Source organism: Streptomyces iakyrus (genome assembly GCF_000717055.1).
GTDB lineage: Bacteria > Actinomycetota > Actinomycetes > Streptomycetales > Streptomycetaceae > Streptomyces > Streptomyces iakyrus.
In genome coordinates this window covers 366,063-379,258 of sequence record NZ_JNXI01000014.1, presented here as the reverse complement: position 1 = coordinate 379,258, position 13,196 = coordinate 366,063, and the positions used below count along the sequence as shown (strand labels likewise).

The 13,196-nt window shown below is 71.7% G+C and carries 13 protein-coding genes; 3 read left to right on the top strand and 10 right to left on the bottom strand.

The window, feature by feature from the left end:
• Positions 1-560: 560 nt before the first annotated feature.
• Positions 561-1,589, top strand: coding sequence for a tryptophan--tRNA ligase (trpS, locus tag OO68_RS23040; RefSeq protein ID WP_033310410.1), 1,029 nt, complete (start codon positions 561-563; stop codon positions 1,587-1,589).
• A 40-nt stretch (positions 1,590-1,629) separates the two neighbouring features.
• Here trpS and proC read toward each other — a convergent pair whose 3' ends face one another.
• From proC to OO68_RS23015, 5 genes are all read right to left on the bottom strand, one after another.
• Positions 1,630-2,442: a pyrroline-5-carboxylate reductase gene (gene proC / locus OO68_RS23035; RefSeq protein ID WP_033310408.1), complete on the bottom strand. Its 813-nt coding sequence runs from the start codon at positions 2,440-2,442 to the stop codon at positions 1,630-1,632.
• Positions 2,443-2,546: 104 nt separating this feature from the next.
• The gene (locus OO68_RS23030; protein WP_033310406.1) at positions 2,547-3,329 is read right to left on the bottom strand and encodes an ABC transporter permease; all 783 of its coding nucleotides are present in this window, start codon (positions 3,327-3,329) and stop codon (positions 2,547-2,549) included.
• Positions 3,326-4,186, bottom strand: a complete 861-nt coding sequence (locus OO68_RS23025; RefSeq protein ID WP_033310404.1) for an ABC transporter ATP-binding protein — start codon at positions 4,184-4,186, stop codon at positions 3,326-3,328. The genes OO68_RS23030 and OO68_RS23025 overlap by 4 nt, the downstream gene beginning before the upstream one ends.
• Before the next feature lie 57 nt (positions 4,187-4,243).
• Positions 4,244-5,074 carry a class I SAM-dependent methyltransferase gene (locus OO68_RS23020; RefSeq protein WP_033310402.1) on the bottom strand — a complete coding sequence of 277 codons (831 nt, stop codon included), beginning with the start codon at positions 5,072-5,074 and terminating at the stop codon, positions 4,244-4,246.
• An 85-nt stretch (positions 5,075-5,159) separates the two neighbouring features.
• Positions 5,160-5,753 (bottom strand): dihydrofolate reductase family protein, encoded by a 594-nt coding sequence (locus OO68_RS23015; RefSeq protein ID WP_033310400.1) that lies wholly within the window; start codon positions 5,751-5,753, stop codon positions 5,160-5,162.
• Between the two features lie 68 nt (positions 5,754-5,821).
• Between OO68_RS23015 and OO68_RS23010 the strand changes: the two genes are divergently transcribed.
• The gene (locus tag OO68_RS23010) at positions 5,822-6,400 is read left to right on the top strand and encodes a TetR/AcrR family transcriptional regulator (RefSeq protein ID WP_033310398.1); all 579 of its coding nucleotides are present in this window, start codon (positions 5,822-5,824) and stop codon (positions 6,398-6,400) included.
• 30 nt (positions 6,401-6,430) lie between these two features.
• On the opposite strand, the gene OO68_RS23005 is transcribed toward OO68_RS23010, so the two are convergent.
• Together OO68_RS23005 and OO68_RS23000 are read right to left on the bottom strand one after the other, a co-directional pair.
• Complete coding sequence (locus OO68_RS23005; RefSeq protein ID WP_033310396.1) at positions 6,431-6,931, bottom strand: hypothetical protein; 501 nt, start codon at positions 6,929-6,931, stop codon at positions 6,431-6,433.
• A gap of 106 nt (positions 6,932-7,037) precedes the next feature.
• Positions 7,038-7,364: an SH3 domain-containing protein gene (locus OO68_RS23000; protein WP_033310394.1), complete on the bottom strand. Its 327-nt coding sequence runs from the start codon at positions 7,362-7,364 to the stop codon at positions 7,038-7,040.
• A gap of 183 nt (positions 7,365-7,547) precedes the next feature.
• Between OO68_RS23000 and OO68_RS22995 the strand changes: the two genes are divergently transcribed.
• Positions 7,548-9,659: a protein kinase domain-containing protein gene (locus tag OO68_RS22995; protein WP_033310388.1), complete on the top strand. Its 2,112-nt coding sequence runs from the start codon at positions 7,548-7,550 to the stop codon at positions 9,657-9,659.
• Positions 9,660-9,717: 58 nt separating this feature from the next.
• Here OO68_RS22995 and ilvD read toward each other — a convergent pair whose 3' ends face one another.
• The 3 genes from ilvD to OO68_RS22980 form a co-directional block, all read right to left on the bottom strand.
• Positions 9,718-11,571 (bottom strand): dihydroxy-acid dehydratase, encoded by a 1,854-nt coding sequence (gene ilvD / locus OO68_RS22990; RefSeq protein ID WP_033310386.1) that lies wholly within the window; start codon positions 11,569-11,571, stop codon positions 9,718-9,720.
• Between the two features lie 139 nt (positions 11,572-11,710).
• On the bottom strand, positions 11,711-12,343 hold the full coding sequence (locus tag OO68_RS22985; RefSeq protein WP_033310384.1) for a TetR/AcrR family transcriptional regulator: 633 nt from the start codon (positions 12,341-12,343) through the stop codon (positions 11,711-11,713).
• Entirely contained in the window at positions 12,340-13,164 is an 825-nt protein-coding gene (locus tag OO68_RS22980; protein ID WP_033310382.1) for a sugar phosphate isomerase/epimerase family protein, read from the bottom strand. Before OO68_RS22980 ends, OO68_RS22985 begins: the two co-directional genes overlap by 4 nt.
• Positions 13,165-13,196: the final 32 nt, after the last annotated feature.

Here is a 13,196-nt window from a genome sequence, read left to right as displayed (position 1 = left end):
TCCTCGGTGCTTTCCAGGTTCCCGCTTCCGCGTTTCCCTTTCCGGCGGTTCCGACTCTATCAGATCCTTTCGGGCCTGATCCCCGGTCAGCGGGGTTTGTCTTTGCGGCTGTTGGGCCGTTCCGACGAGTGAGACTTTAGCGGATTCCCCGGCTCCCGAGCCAATCGGGGGCCGCGTCCTTTCGAACGGGGATTCCTCATTCCGTAAATACGCATACCAATGAAGGGACGACAGACGTGCTGCTCGTCGAATAGTGGTGGGTACCTGCGGATTGGCTGCCCGGGGACCGACCGGAGTCGGCGCTCACGTCGGGCAACTCGGAGAACACTACGGATGGGGGTAGGGCGTGTCAACTCGGGGGCGGGCCGCACTCCGGCGGCGTACTCTGGGCCGTATGACGACGCGTACGTGCACCGGACTGTGGTGGGCCGCCTGACGGCGGCCGCTCTCACGTATGCACGCAACGGCCGCCGCTTCGGCGGCCGTTTTCTTTTCCTCTCCCGGCACCACGGAGGGACGGCCGCCCGGGGCGGCGGTCCCTACCAGGAGGTGGAGGAGAGATGACACGGGTCTTCAGCGGGGTCAAGCCGACGGGGCATCTGACGCTGGGGAACTACCTGGGGGCCATGCGGCGGTGGGCCGCGGTCGACCAGTACGAGGCCGACGCCCTGTTCTGCGTGGTCGATCTGCATGCCCTGACCGTCGACCACGATCCCGCGCGGGTGCGCAGGCTGAGCCGGCAGTCGGCGACGCTGCTGCTGGCGGCCGGGCTGGATCCGGAGCTCTGCACGGTGTTCGTGCAGAGCCATGTGGACGAGCACGCCCGGCTGTCGTACGTGCTGGAGTGCGTGGCCACCGACGGTGAGATGCGGCGGATGATCCAGTACAAGGAGAAGGCCGCGCGGAAGCAGCGGCGGGGCGGGAGCGTGCGGCTGTCGCTGCTGACGTATCCCGTGCTGATGGCGGCGGACATCCTGGCGTACGGGGCCGGCGAGGTGCCGGTCGGGGACGATCAGCGGCAGCACGTGGAGCTGGCGCGGGATCTGGCCGTGCGGTTCAACCAGCGGTACGGGCACACGTTCGTGGTGCCGCGGGCGACGCGGCCGGGGGTCGCGGCCCGGGTGATGAATCTGCAGGATCCGGCGTCGAAGATGGGTAAGAGCGACGACGTCGGGCCGGGGATCGTCTATCTGCTGGACGAGCCGGACGTGGTGCGCAAGAAGGTCATGCGGGCCGTGACCGACGGTGGGCGGGAGGTCGTGTACGACCCCGAGGCCCGGCCGGGGCTCGCCAATCTGCTGGAGATCCTCGCGGCGTGCACGGGTGGTGAGCCCGAGCTGCTGTGTGGTGCGTACACGTCGTACGGGGACCTGAAGAAGGACACGGCGGAGGCCGTGGTCGAGGTGCTCCGGCCCTTGCAGGAGCGGCACAAGGAGTTGTGTACGGATCCCGCGTATGTGGAGGGGGTGCTGCGGGACGGGGCCGAGCGGGCTCGGGGGATGGCCCGGCCGACGGTGGATGCCGCGTACCGGGCGATCGGCTTGCTGCCGGCCGTGGCGGAGAAGGAGCCGGCCGACGCCGGAGTGTGACGTGGCTGCGGGGGGCGGGTGTCGGGCCCGCCCCCGCAGGTCAGCTGTTGTTGCCGGAGGCCAGGGCGCGGCTGCGGTCCCGGGCGGCTTCGAGGGCGGCGATGAGGGCGGCCCGTACGCCGTGGTTCTCCAGTTCGCGGATGGCGTTGATCGTCGTGCCGGCGGGGGACGTGACGTTCTCGCGGAGCTTGACCGGGTGTTCGCCGCTGTCCCGGAGCATCGTCGCGGCGCCGATGGCGGACTGGACGATGAGGTCGTGCGCCTTGTCGCGGGGCAGGCCGAGCAGGATGCCGGCGTCGGTCATGGCTTCGACCAGGTAGAAGAAGTAGGCCGGGCCGGAGCCGGAGAGGGCGGTGCAGGCGTCCTGCTGGGACTCGGGGACGCGGAGCGTCTTGCCGACGGCGCCGAAGATCTCCTCGGTGTGGGCGAGGTGGTCGGCGGTGGCGTGGGTGCCGGCGGAGATGACGGACATGGCCTCGTCGACCAGGGCCGGGGTGTTCGTCATGACGCGGACGACCGGGGTGCCGGGGGCGAGGCGCTCCTCGAAGTAGGCCGTGGGGATACCCGCGGCGCCGCTGATGACCAGGCGGTCGGCGGGGACGTGGGGGGCCAGCTCGTCGAGGAGGGTGCCCATGTCCTGCGGTTTCACCGTGAGGATCAGGGTGTCGGCGGTCTTGGCGGCTTCGGCGTTGGTGACCGGGGTGACGCCGTAGCGGGTGCGGAGCTCTTCGGCTCGTTCCGGGCGGCGGGCGGTGACCAGGAGGTCGGACGGGGTCCAGCCGGCGCGGATCATTCCGCTGAGCAGGGCTTCGCCGATCTTGCCGGTGCCGAGGACTGCGACTTTCTGGGTCATGGCGCGGGATGCCTCCGAAGGGTGCGTCGTCCGGGGTCCATCCTCGCACCGGGGCGTGGGGGCCGGCTCGGGTGTCCGCTGGGCGGGATGTCGCGCCGGGCCGGCTATGCCGTCCGGCGCCTGAGGGTCGCCGCGCCGAGGGTCAGGACGAGGAGTGCGCAGCCCGCGACGATGAGGACGTCCCGGACGAAGGTGGCCGTCATGTCCGTGTGGCGCAGGACTTCGTTCATGCCGTCGACGGCGTAGGACATGGGGAGGACGTCGGAGACGGCCTCCAGGGCGGGGTGCATGGCGTCGCGCGGGGTGAACAGGCCGCACAGGAGGAGCTGGGGGAAGATCACCGCCGGCATGAACTGGACCGCCTGGAACTCGGAGGCGGCGAAGGCCGAGACGAACAGGCCGAGGGCCGTGCCGAGGAGGGCGTCGAGGAGGGCCACCAGGAGGAGGAGCCAGGGGCTGCCGGTGACGTCCAGGCCGAGGAACCAGACGGCGAGGCCCGTGGCCAGGGCGGACTGGATGATCGCGAGGGCGCCGAAGGCGAGGGCGTAGCCGGCGATGAGGTCGCCCTTGCCGAGGGGCATGGCGAGGAGGCGTTCGAGGGTGCCGGAGGTGCGTTCGCGCAGGGTGGCGATGGACGTCACCAGGAACATCGTGATCAGGGGGAAGATCCCGAGGAGGGACGCGCCGATGCTGTCGAAGGTGCGGGGGCTGCCGTCGAAGACGTAGCGGAGGAGGAACAGCATCACGCAGGGGATGAGGACCAGCAGCGCGATGGTGCGGGGGTCGTGGGTGAGCTGGCGCAGGACCCGGGCCGCGGTGGCGGTGGTGCGGGAGGCGCTCAGGGCCCTCGGCGGGGTGGCCGTCCTGGTCGGGGTGGTGGTGGTCATCGGGTGGTCTCCTTGGTGCGGGCTGCTGCTTTCGCCTCGTCCACGAGGTGCAGGAAGGCCTCCTCGACCGTGGCGGCGCCGGTGCGGGTGCGCAGGGCGTCGGGGGTGTCTCCCCCAGCCTCCGGCCGGGAGGTGCCCCCAGCGAGAAGTTCGCCGTCGCGCATGAGGAGGAGGCGGTGGCAGCGCTCGGCCTCGTCCATGACGTGGGAGGAGACGAGGAGGGTGGCGCCGCGGTCGGTCGCGATGTCGTGGAAGAGGTTCCACAGGTCGCGGCGCAGCACGGGGTCCAGTCCGACGGTCGGTTCGTCGAGGACCAGGAGTTCGGGGGCGCCGAGGAGGGCGACGGCCAGGGAGACGCGGCCCCGCTGGCCGCCGGAGAGGTTGCCGGCGAGGGCGTCGGCGTGGGTGGTGAGGTCGACGTCGGCTATGGCGCGGGTGACGTCGGCTTCACGGCGGTCGGCTGCGGCGCGTCCCGGGTCGAGGATCGCGGCGAAGTAGTCGAGGTTCTGGCGGACGGTCAGGTCGTCGTAGACGGAGGGGGCCTGGGTGACGTAGCCGATGCGGGTGCGCAGGGTGGGGTGTCCTGCGGGGTGGCCGAGGACGTCGAGGGTGCCGGTGACCTTGGCCTGGGTGCCGACGAGGGCGCGCATGAGGGTCGACTTGCCGCAGCCGGAGGGGCCGAGGAGGCCGGTGATCTGGCCTCGGGGGACGGTGAAGCCGAGCCCGCGCAGGACGGTGCGGGTGCCGCGGGTGACGGTGAGGTTCTCGGCGTGGACGGCTGTGGTGTGCGGGTCCGGGAGGGGGCCGGGGGTGGGTGCCGGACCGGGGCGCGGCGAGCCGGGAGCATTATTCATCATGCGATGAATAATGCTCCCGGGTGGGGGACGCGTCAAGCGGCCGGGATGAGCGGGGCGTCAGGCCGGGGTCCTGGCCAGGAGGAGGACGACCTCGTAGACCTCCTCCACGACGCCGTCCGGGAAGGCCCGGAGGAGGTGCTCGCGCTCTTCGGCCAGGAACGACGCGGTGCGTTCCGCGCCGCCCACGAGGAAGACGGAGTGACTGCCGATGTTGGCGAGGTGGGTGTCGACCGGGACGCGACGGCTCCAGCGGACCGTGCGGCGGGTGAAGTCGAGGCGGCCGCTGGGGTCGGCGGTGCGGTAGTCGACGTTGCGCTTCTCGGCGGAGACGTCGATGCCGAAGTGACGGCTCACGCGGTCGGCGGCTTCGGCGATCCAGGGGACGTCGAGGGCGTCGGTGTTCCACCACAGGGCCAGGGCCCCGCCGGGGCGCAGGACGCGCAGGGCTTCCGGGACGGCGCGGGCGGGGTCGGTCCAGTGCCAGGCCTGGGCGTAGGTGACGAGGTCGACGGAGGCGTCGGAGAGGGGGAGGTCGTCGCCCGTGCCGCGGATGACCGGGATGCCGGGGAGGGTGCGGCGGAACTGGGCCGCCATGCCGTCACCGGGTTCCACGGCGACGACGTCCGCGCCCCGTGCGTGCAGGAGGGCGGTGGCGATGCCGGTGCCGGCGCCGATGTCCGCGACGCGGGCGCCGGTGAGGGGGCGGCCGGTCAGGTCCTCTATCGCGTCGAAGAGGGCCGGGGGGTAGGAGGGGCGGTTGGCGGCGTACTGGGCCGCGGCGGCGTTGAAGGAGTGGGCTCGGGCGGGCTGGGGGGTGGGGTGTGCAGTTGGAGGGTCGGGGGTGGGGTCGGCTCCGGTGGAGTGGTGGGCGGACGCAGGTGTGGTCATACCGCCATGGTGGCGGGGGGTGGGGTGCGGTGCGGTGAGAGTTGGGTGAGACCGCGTCGGGCCGGTGGCGGTGCGACGGCGGGCCTCAGCGGCGGGTGAGGTGCGTGAGGGTGACGCCGTTGGGGAAGGCGGTGCGCTCGGCGACGTCGAAGACGGTGGGGTCGAACGCCCCGTCGAAGGCCGGGATCCCGGCGCCCCCGACCACCGGGTAGTGCTTGACGACCAGTTCGTCGATCTCGGACAGGAGGGCGCCGGCGAGCTTGCCGCCGCCGCAGAGCCAGATGTTCAGGCCGGAGTCCTGCTCCCGCTTCAGTTCCCGGACGAGGGCGAGCGGGTCGCCCGGGACGACGGTGACGGCCGGGTCGACGTCGTGGCCGAGCGTGCTGGACACCACGTACTGGCGCAAGTGGGCGTAGGGGCTGGTGACCCCCTGATCCAGGGGGCCGCGGTAGGTGCCGGCGCCCATGACGACGGTGTCGAAGGACCGGTTGGGTGTGTCGGCGAGGCCAGCGGCTGCGCGGTAGGCGGTCGGGACCGTCTCGGGGTACAGGGTGTTGGCCCAGGCGCTGTACGCGGCACTCTGCTGTTGGGTACCGGCGGGGAAGAAGTCGTACTCGCCCTTGGGACCGGCGATGCGGCCGTCGAGCGTGACTGCGATGTAGTACACGAGCTTCCGCACAGAAGACTCCAGACGTAGTACTCTCTTTGAAGTGGTTTGAAAGTAGTACTACAACTGGAGTGGTGTCAATGGTGAGACGGAACGACCAGCGCCGCGCCGCCCTCGTCGACGCGGCGATCGAGGTGCTGGCCAGGGAGGGTGCACGGGGTCTGACGTTCCGGGCGGTGGACGCCGAGGCCGCCGTACCGGTCGGGACCGCCTCGAACTACTTCGCCAGCCGGGACGACCTGTTCACCCAGGCCGGCGCCCGGGTCTACGAGCGGCTGCAGCCCGACGAGGCGACGATCGCACGCCAGCGGGCGGCGGGCCGCGACCGGGAGACCTACACGGTGCTGATGCGGGAACTGGTCGGCCGAGTCGCCGGTTTCCGCACCGGCTACCTGGCCCTGCTCGAACTGCGCCTGGAGGCCACCCGCCGACCTGACCTGCGCAAGGTCCTGACCGAGCGGGTCCGTGCCGACGTCGATGCCAACATCGCCTACCACGAAGCCTCCGGGCTCCCCGGCGACGCCATGGCCGTCAAGCTGCTGATGCTGACTCTGAACTGGCTGATCGTCGAGCAGCTCACCCTGCCGGACGTCTTCACCGAGGCCGAGCGCGAACAGCTGGTCGCGGCGGCGGTCGAGCGCATCGTGTCGGCCGAGTAGGCGGCCGGGGAGACGGGCGAGTGGGCCGGGCTATGCGCGGCGGCGGTTCTTCGGGTTGCCCGAGCGGCGGGTCGTGCGCTTCTCGTACTGCTTGCGCGCCTCTTCGTACTCCTCGCGGTGCAGCTTCTCGCCGGGGGCCTCGGTGAGGGAGCGGAAGAAGTAGGCGAGCAGGGAGCCGACGAAGCCGACGGTCAGGAGGCCGCGCAGGGACGCCTGGCGGTCGGGGTCGGGGCGCCGGGTGTAGCCGTCCCAGGTGTGGCGGAAGGCCAGGGCGCTGCAGATCGCGAACATCGCGACCATGAGGACCGTGACGAAGTCGCCGATCGCGGCGATCTGGAGGCCCTGGTAGGCGAGGCGGAGCACGAGGCAGGAGGCGACGGCGGCGGCCAGGGAGCCGACGGCCACGGCGATGCGGCGGGCCGCGTAGCCGTGGCCGTGGTCGACCCACGTGGTGCCGAAGAGCCGGATCGGCTCCGGGCGGGGGCCGGTGGAGCCCGCGGGTGTCCTGGGGGTGCCGGTGTCGTCGCTCACGCGTCGATTATGGCTCCGGGGTCACCGCGGGCTCCTGGCGGCTCAGCCGCAGCACGCTGCGATGCGGCGCTCGCTGCCGGTGTTCCGGTGCGTCGTGGTGGCCGGATCAGGAGCAGCGCGGGCGGATGTAGCCGTCGCTGCCCGTGTTCACGTAGGCGTCCGAGATGTACTGGCCGTTGTTGATGTTGTCCCAGATGTTCGTCGTGCCGTACGGGCCCGTCACCGTGGTGCCCGGCGACTGGCAGTAGATGGGGACCTTCGCCCCCTCGGACAGGACCCGGACGACCGTGTAGTTGGTGCCGGGGCCGCTGCGGACGTTGACACGGACGCCCGGGGCGACCGAGTAGTAGCGCACGGCCGTGGTGGCGGCGTCGGCGGTGACCGCTTCCGCCACCTGGCCGCCCACCGTCTCTTCGACGCGGTCGACAGACATGAAAAACCTCCCCCGTTGAAACCCCATGACCGGCATGGGGCCCCGTTGATTCCCCGGAATCACGCCATGAAACACATGTGCGTAACTCGCACGCGGAGACTAGCAAGCCGCCTCTGTCCCGAACGACACATCGACTAGGCTCCGTGCGTCGCGCGCGCGGACGAACAGCACGGGGGTGGTTCCATGGCGCCGCAGAGCAGCACCGGGGCGGGCGCGGAAGCGGAACTTCCCGAATACGCCGGTCACTACCGGCTGGAGTCGACTCTCGGATCCGGGGGCATGGGCGTCGTGCATCTCGCGCGGAGCACCTCGGGAATGAGGCTCGCGGTGAAGGTCGTGCACGCCCAGTTCGCCAGGGATCCAGAGTTCAGGGGGCGGTTCCGGCAGGAGGTGGCGGCCGCGCGGAAGGTCAGCGGTGCCTTCACCGCCTCCGTCGTCGATGCCGACTCGGAGGCCGAACGGCCCTGGATGGCCACCCTGTTCATCCCTGGGCCGACCCTGTCCGACCATGTGAAGCGGAACGGGCCCATGAGCCCCGCCGAGGTGCGCCGTCTGATGGCAGGACTGGCCGAGGCGCTGCGCGACATCCACCGCGTCGGCGTGGTGCACCGGGACCTCAAACCCAGCAACGTGCTCCTCGCCGAGGACGGGCCCAAGGTCATCGACTTCGGAATCTCCCGGCCGAAGGACAGCGAACTGCGCACCGAGACCGGCAAGTTGATCGGTACCCCGCCGTTCATGGCGCCGGAGCAGTTCCGCCGCCCCCGGGAGGTGGGGCCCGCCGCCGACGTCTTCGCGCTCGGGTCGGTGATGGTGCACGCGGCAACGGGCCGGGGACCGTTCGACTCGGACAGCCCGTACGTCGTCGCCTACCAGGTCGTCCATGACGAGCCGGATCTGACCGGGGTGCCGGAGAGCCTCGCGCCGCTCGTGGCGCGGTGTCTCGCCAAGGAGCCCGAGGACCGGCCGACACCGGACGAGTTGATGCGGGAGCTGCGGTCGGTCGCGGCCTCGTACGACACGCAGGTCTTCATACCGCGGCAGCCGGCCGAGGAGGAACCGGAGGGGGACGGGTCCGAAGCGCCGGCCGCTGAGGTGCCCGCGCGCGAGCGCTCCGGCCGGCTGCGCAAGCGGGGGGCCGTGGTGGCGGGGGCGCTCGGGCTGACCGTCGCCGCAGTACTGGCGCTGGTGGGTGTGCCCGGGAGCGCGGATCCGGCGCCGGGCGTCGCCTCACCGCGGACCACGACCGCCGCGTTCTCGGGGTGGGAGGCGGAGCCGCTCGACGGCCGGAGCATGCCGCAGTGCTCGTACGCCACGCCCGCTCTGGTGTGTGCGCAGGACGGGCTGGTGTTCGCGCGCGACGCCGTGAACGGGCGGCTGCTGTGGCGGCAGGCGCTGAAGGGGGCTGCCGCGAGCGGGCCGCCGGCCGGGGCCCCGGTCGTGGCGGGCGGCGCAGTGCTCGGCGGCCTCGGTCAGGGGCGGGAGGTGACAGCCGTCGAGCTGGCCTCGGGCGAGACCTCCCAGCAGGAGCTGCCGGCGTACGGCGGTCTGCGGGCCGTGGGAGGCATGGTGCTGCTCACCGCGTCCGACGGCGTGGTCAGCGGCGTGGAGGCCGCCTCGGGCCGGGTGCGGTGGAGCCGTCGGGTGCCGGGGCAGGACGTGCCGTACTTCGTCTCGTTCCCCGGTGATCGGCTGGCGTACGCGGTGGGCGGGTCCGGCGACGGAAACCGTACGCGGGTCACGGCGGTGGATCCGCGGACCGGTGAGGTTCGGTGGCAGGCACGGCTCGACGGGAACCTGGAGGCCGTCGGCACGGCGGACGGGTCGCTCGTGGCGGTCGCCGTCGACGCCGTGCGCGGGGAGGCCCGGGCCGTCGTGCGCTACGACCCCCGCAGTCGCACGACCGTGCGGGTGCCGCTGCGCGTCCCCCTGGCGCAGGTCCAGGGCGGTGTGCGCGGGAACGTCGTGCATCTCATGGCGGCCGGCGGGGCGTTGACGGCCGTCGATCTGAAGGCGCGCGAGCAGCTCTGGAGTCTGGAGACGGGGGTCGCGCGGGCATCGACACCGGCGGCCGACGGCCGCCATGTGTACGTGAGCGCGCCCGACGGCCGGCTGCTCGCCGTCGACGACCGGCGGGGCAAGCTCGTGGGGCAGACGCCGGTGCGGCTGGGTGAGCGGTCCGACCGGATCCCGGCTTCCCTTCCCGAGCCGGTGGTGGTGGGCGACCGGGTCTATGGCAGTGCGCCGGACGGGACGGTGTTCGCCGTCAACGGCCGCGATCCGGCCGCCTGGTGAGCCTACGCGCCGAGGGCCGCCCCCGGCACCGGGAGACGGCCCTCGGAGCGAAAAGGGATCAGCCCAGCTTCGACACGTCCCGCACCGCGCCCTTGTCCGCGCTGGTCGCCATCGCCGCGTAGGCCCGCAGCGCCGCCGAGACCTTGCGGTCGCGGTTCTTCGGGGCGTACACGCCGTTCAGCGCCTGGTCCCGGCGGGCCAGCTCGGCGTCGTCCACCAGCAGCTCGATGGAGCGGTTCGGGATGTCGATGCGGACGCGGTCGCCGTCCTCGACCAGCGCGATGGTGCCGCCCGCTGCCGCCTCGGGCGAGGCGTGGCCGATGGACAGGCCGGAGGTGCCGCCGGAGAAGCGGCCGTCCGTGACGAGCGCGCACGTCTTCCCCAGGCCGCGGCCCTTGAGGTACGAGGTCGGGTAGAGCATCTCCTGCATGCCGGGGCCGCCCTTGGGGCCCTCGTAGCGGATGACGACGACGTCGCCGTCCTTGACCTGCTGGGTGAGGATCTTCTGGACGGCCTCCTCCTGCGACTCGCAGACCACCGCCGGGCCCTCAAAGGTCCAGATGGACTCGTCGACGCCGGCCGTCTTCACGACACAGCCGTCGACCGCCAGGTTGCCCTTGAGGACCGCGAGGCCGCCGTCCTTGGAGTAGGCGTGCTCGGCGGAGCGGATGCAGCCGCCCTCGGCGTCCTCGTCCAGGGCCTCCCAGCGCTCGGACTGGGAGAAGGCCTCGGCGGAGCGGACGCAGCCGGGGGCCGCGTGCCACAGCTCGACCGCCTCGGCGGACGGGGAGCCGCCGCGCACGTCCCAGGTCTTCAGCCAGTCGGCGAGGGACGGGCTGTGCACGGAGTGCACGTCCTCGTTGAGCAGGCCCGCGCGGTGCAGCTCGCCGAGCAGGGCGGGGATGCCGCCGGCGCGGTGCACGTCCTCCATGTAGTACGTGCGGTCCTTGGCGACGTTCGGGGCGACCTTGGCGAGGCACGGCACGCGGCGCGAGACCGCGTTGATCTCGTCGAGGCCGAAGGGGACGCCCGCCTCCTGGGCGGCGGCCAGCAGGTGCAGGATCGTGTTGGTGGAGCCGCCCATGGCGATGTCGAGCGCCATGGCGTTCTCGAAGGCCGCGAAGGACGCCACGCTGCGGGGCAGGACCGTCTCGTCGTCCTGCTCGTAGTAGCGGCGGGTGATGTCCATGACCGTGTTGGCAGCGTTCACGTACAGCTGCTTGCGGGCCGTGTGCGTGGCGAGGACCGAGCCGTTGCCCGGGAGGGAGAGGCCGATGGCCTCGGTCAGGCAGTTCATCGAGTTGGCGGTGAACATGCCGGAACAGGAGCCGCAGGTCGGACAGGCGTTCTCCTCGATGCGGAGGATGTCCTCGTCCGAGATCTTGTCGTTCACGGCGTCGGAGATCGCGTCGACCAGGTCGAGGGTGCGGACCGTGCCGTCGACCAGGGTGGCGCGGCCGGACTCCATGGGGCCGCCGGAGACGAAGACCGTCGGGATGTTCAGCCGCAGGGCGGCGTTCAGCATGCCCGGGGTGATCTTGTCGCAGTTGGAGATGCAGATCAGGGCGTCGGCGCAGTGCGCCTCGACCATGTACTCCACGCTGTCCGCGATCAGGTCGCGGGAGGGCAGGGAGTAGAGCATGCCGCCGTGGCCCATGGCGATGCCGTCGTCGACGGCGATCGTGTTGAACTCGCGCGGGATGCCGCCGGCGGCGACGACCGCCTCGCTGACGATCCGGCCGACCGGCGCCAGGTGCGTGTGGCCGGGCACGAACTCGGTGAAGCTGTTGGCGACCGCGATGATCGGCTTGCGGCCGATGTCCGCACCCGGTACACCGGAGGCGCGCATAAGGGCGCGGGCGCCCGCCATGTTGCGGCCGTGGGTGACTGTGCGGGACCTCAGCTCGGGCATCGTCGCTCGCTCCTTCAGAGACGGCGTCAGAGAGTTCGGAGATTTCTGACTGCTACCGAGCGTACGCCGGTCATCCAGTGGGCGGGACAGAGTGTCCGGAATGCGGGACGGCTGTCTCGGACGACGGCACCCGCAGGCCTTATGGATCGGTCAGGTGTCCCTGTACGACGGGTGCGAGCCGCGCGATGACCTGCTCCGGGTCCGCCGAGGCCAGCGGCTCGATCTTGACGACGTACCGCAGGATCGCGGTGCCCACGAGCTGGGCCGCGGCGAGCTCGGCCCGCAGCTCGGCGTCCGGCCACTCCAGCTGCCCGGCGATGCGGCGCAGCACCTGCGCGGCGATGATCCGCCGGAAGACGGCGGCCGCAGTGTCGTTGGTGAGGGCGGAGCGGACGATGGCGAGCAGCGGCGCGCGGGTCGCCGGGTTCTCCCAGACGCTGAAGAAGAAGCGGGCCAGGCGCTCCCCCACCCCGTCGAGCGGGCCCTCCTCGATGGCTCTCGGCGCTTGCAGGGCCGGTCCGAAGGACTGGGTGATCGCCGCCTCGAAGACCTGCTCCTTCGTCCCGAAGTAGTGGTGCACGAGCGCCGAGTCGACCCCGGCGGACTTGGCGATGCCGCGCACGGAGGTCTTCTCGTAGCCGCGTTCGGAGAACTCGTCGCGGGCCGCGGTCAGGATGCGGTCGCGGGTGTCGGCCGACTCCGTGCGCGGCGGGCGGCCGCGGCGGCGGGCGGTGGTGCCGGACCCACCGCCGGCCGGGGTCCCGCCGTTCATCGCCGCGGCACCTTCGCCGCCGAGGCCAGATGCAGGCGGGTGAAGGCCAGGGCCTCCGCCAGATCGGCCTCGCGCTCGGCGCTCGACATCGCGCGGCGGGTGTTGACCTCGATCACCACGTGCCCGTCGAAGCCGGTCAGGGCGAGCCGCTCCAGCACCTCGGCGCAAGGCTGCGTGCCACGGCCGGGCACCAGGTGCTCGTCCTTGGCTGAGCCCCGGCCGTCGGCGAGGTGGACGTGGCCGAGACGGTCCCCCATGCGGTCGACCATGTCCAGCGCGTCGGAGCGGGCCGTCGCGGTGTGGCTGAGATCGATCGTGAAGTGCCGGTAGTCGTCCTTCGTGACGTCCCAGTCGGGGGCGTACGCGAGCATTTCGCGGTCGCGGTAGCGCCAGGGGTACATGTTCTCGACGGCGAACCGAACGTCCGTCTCGTTCGCCATGCGCCAGATGCCGGAGACGAAGTCCCGGGCGTACTGGCGCTGCCAGCGGAACGGGGGGTGGACGACGACGGTGCTCGCGTCGAGCTTCTCGGCCGCCGCGCGGGCCCGCTGGAGCTTGGTCCACGGGTCGGTGGACCACACGCGCTGCGTGATGAGCAGGCAGGGGGCGTGGACGGCGAGGATCGGGATTTGGTGGTAGTCGCTGAGTCTGCGCAGGGCCTCGATGTCCTGGCTGACCGGGTCGGTCCAGACCATGACCTCGACTCCGTCGTAGCCGAGGCGCGCGGCGATCTCGAAGGCCGTGGCCGTCGACTCCGGGTAGACCGAGGCCGTCGACAGGGCGACCTTCGCGTCCGGGATCTTTACGGCTGGCTCTGCCATGCAGGACAGATTACGGGGTGTGGTCGGGGTGG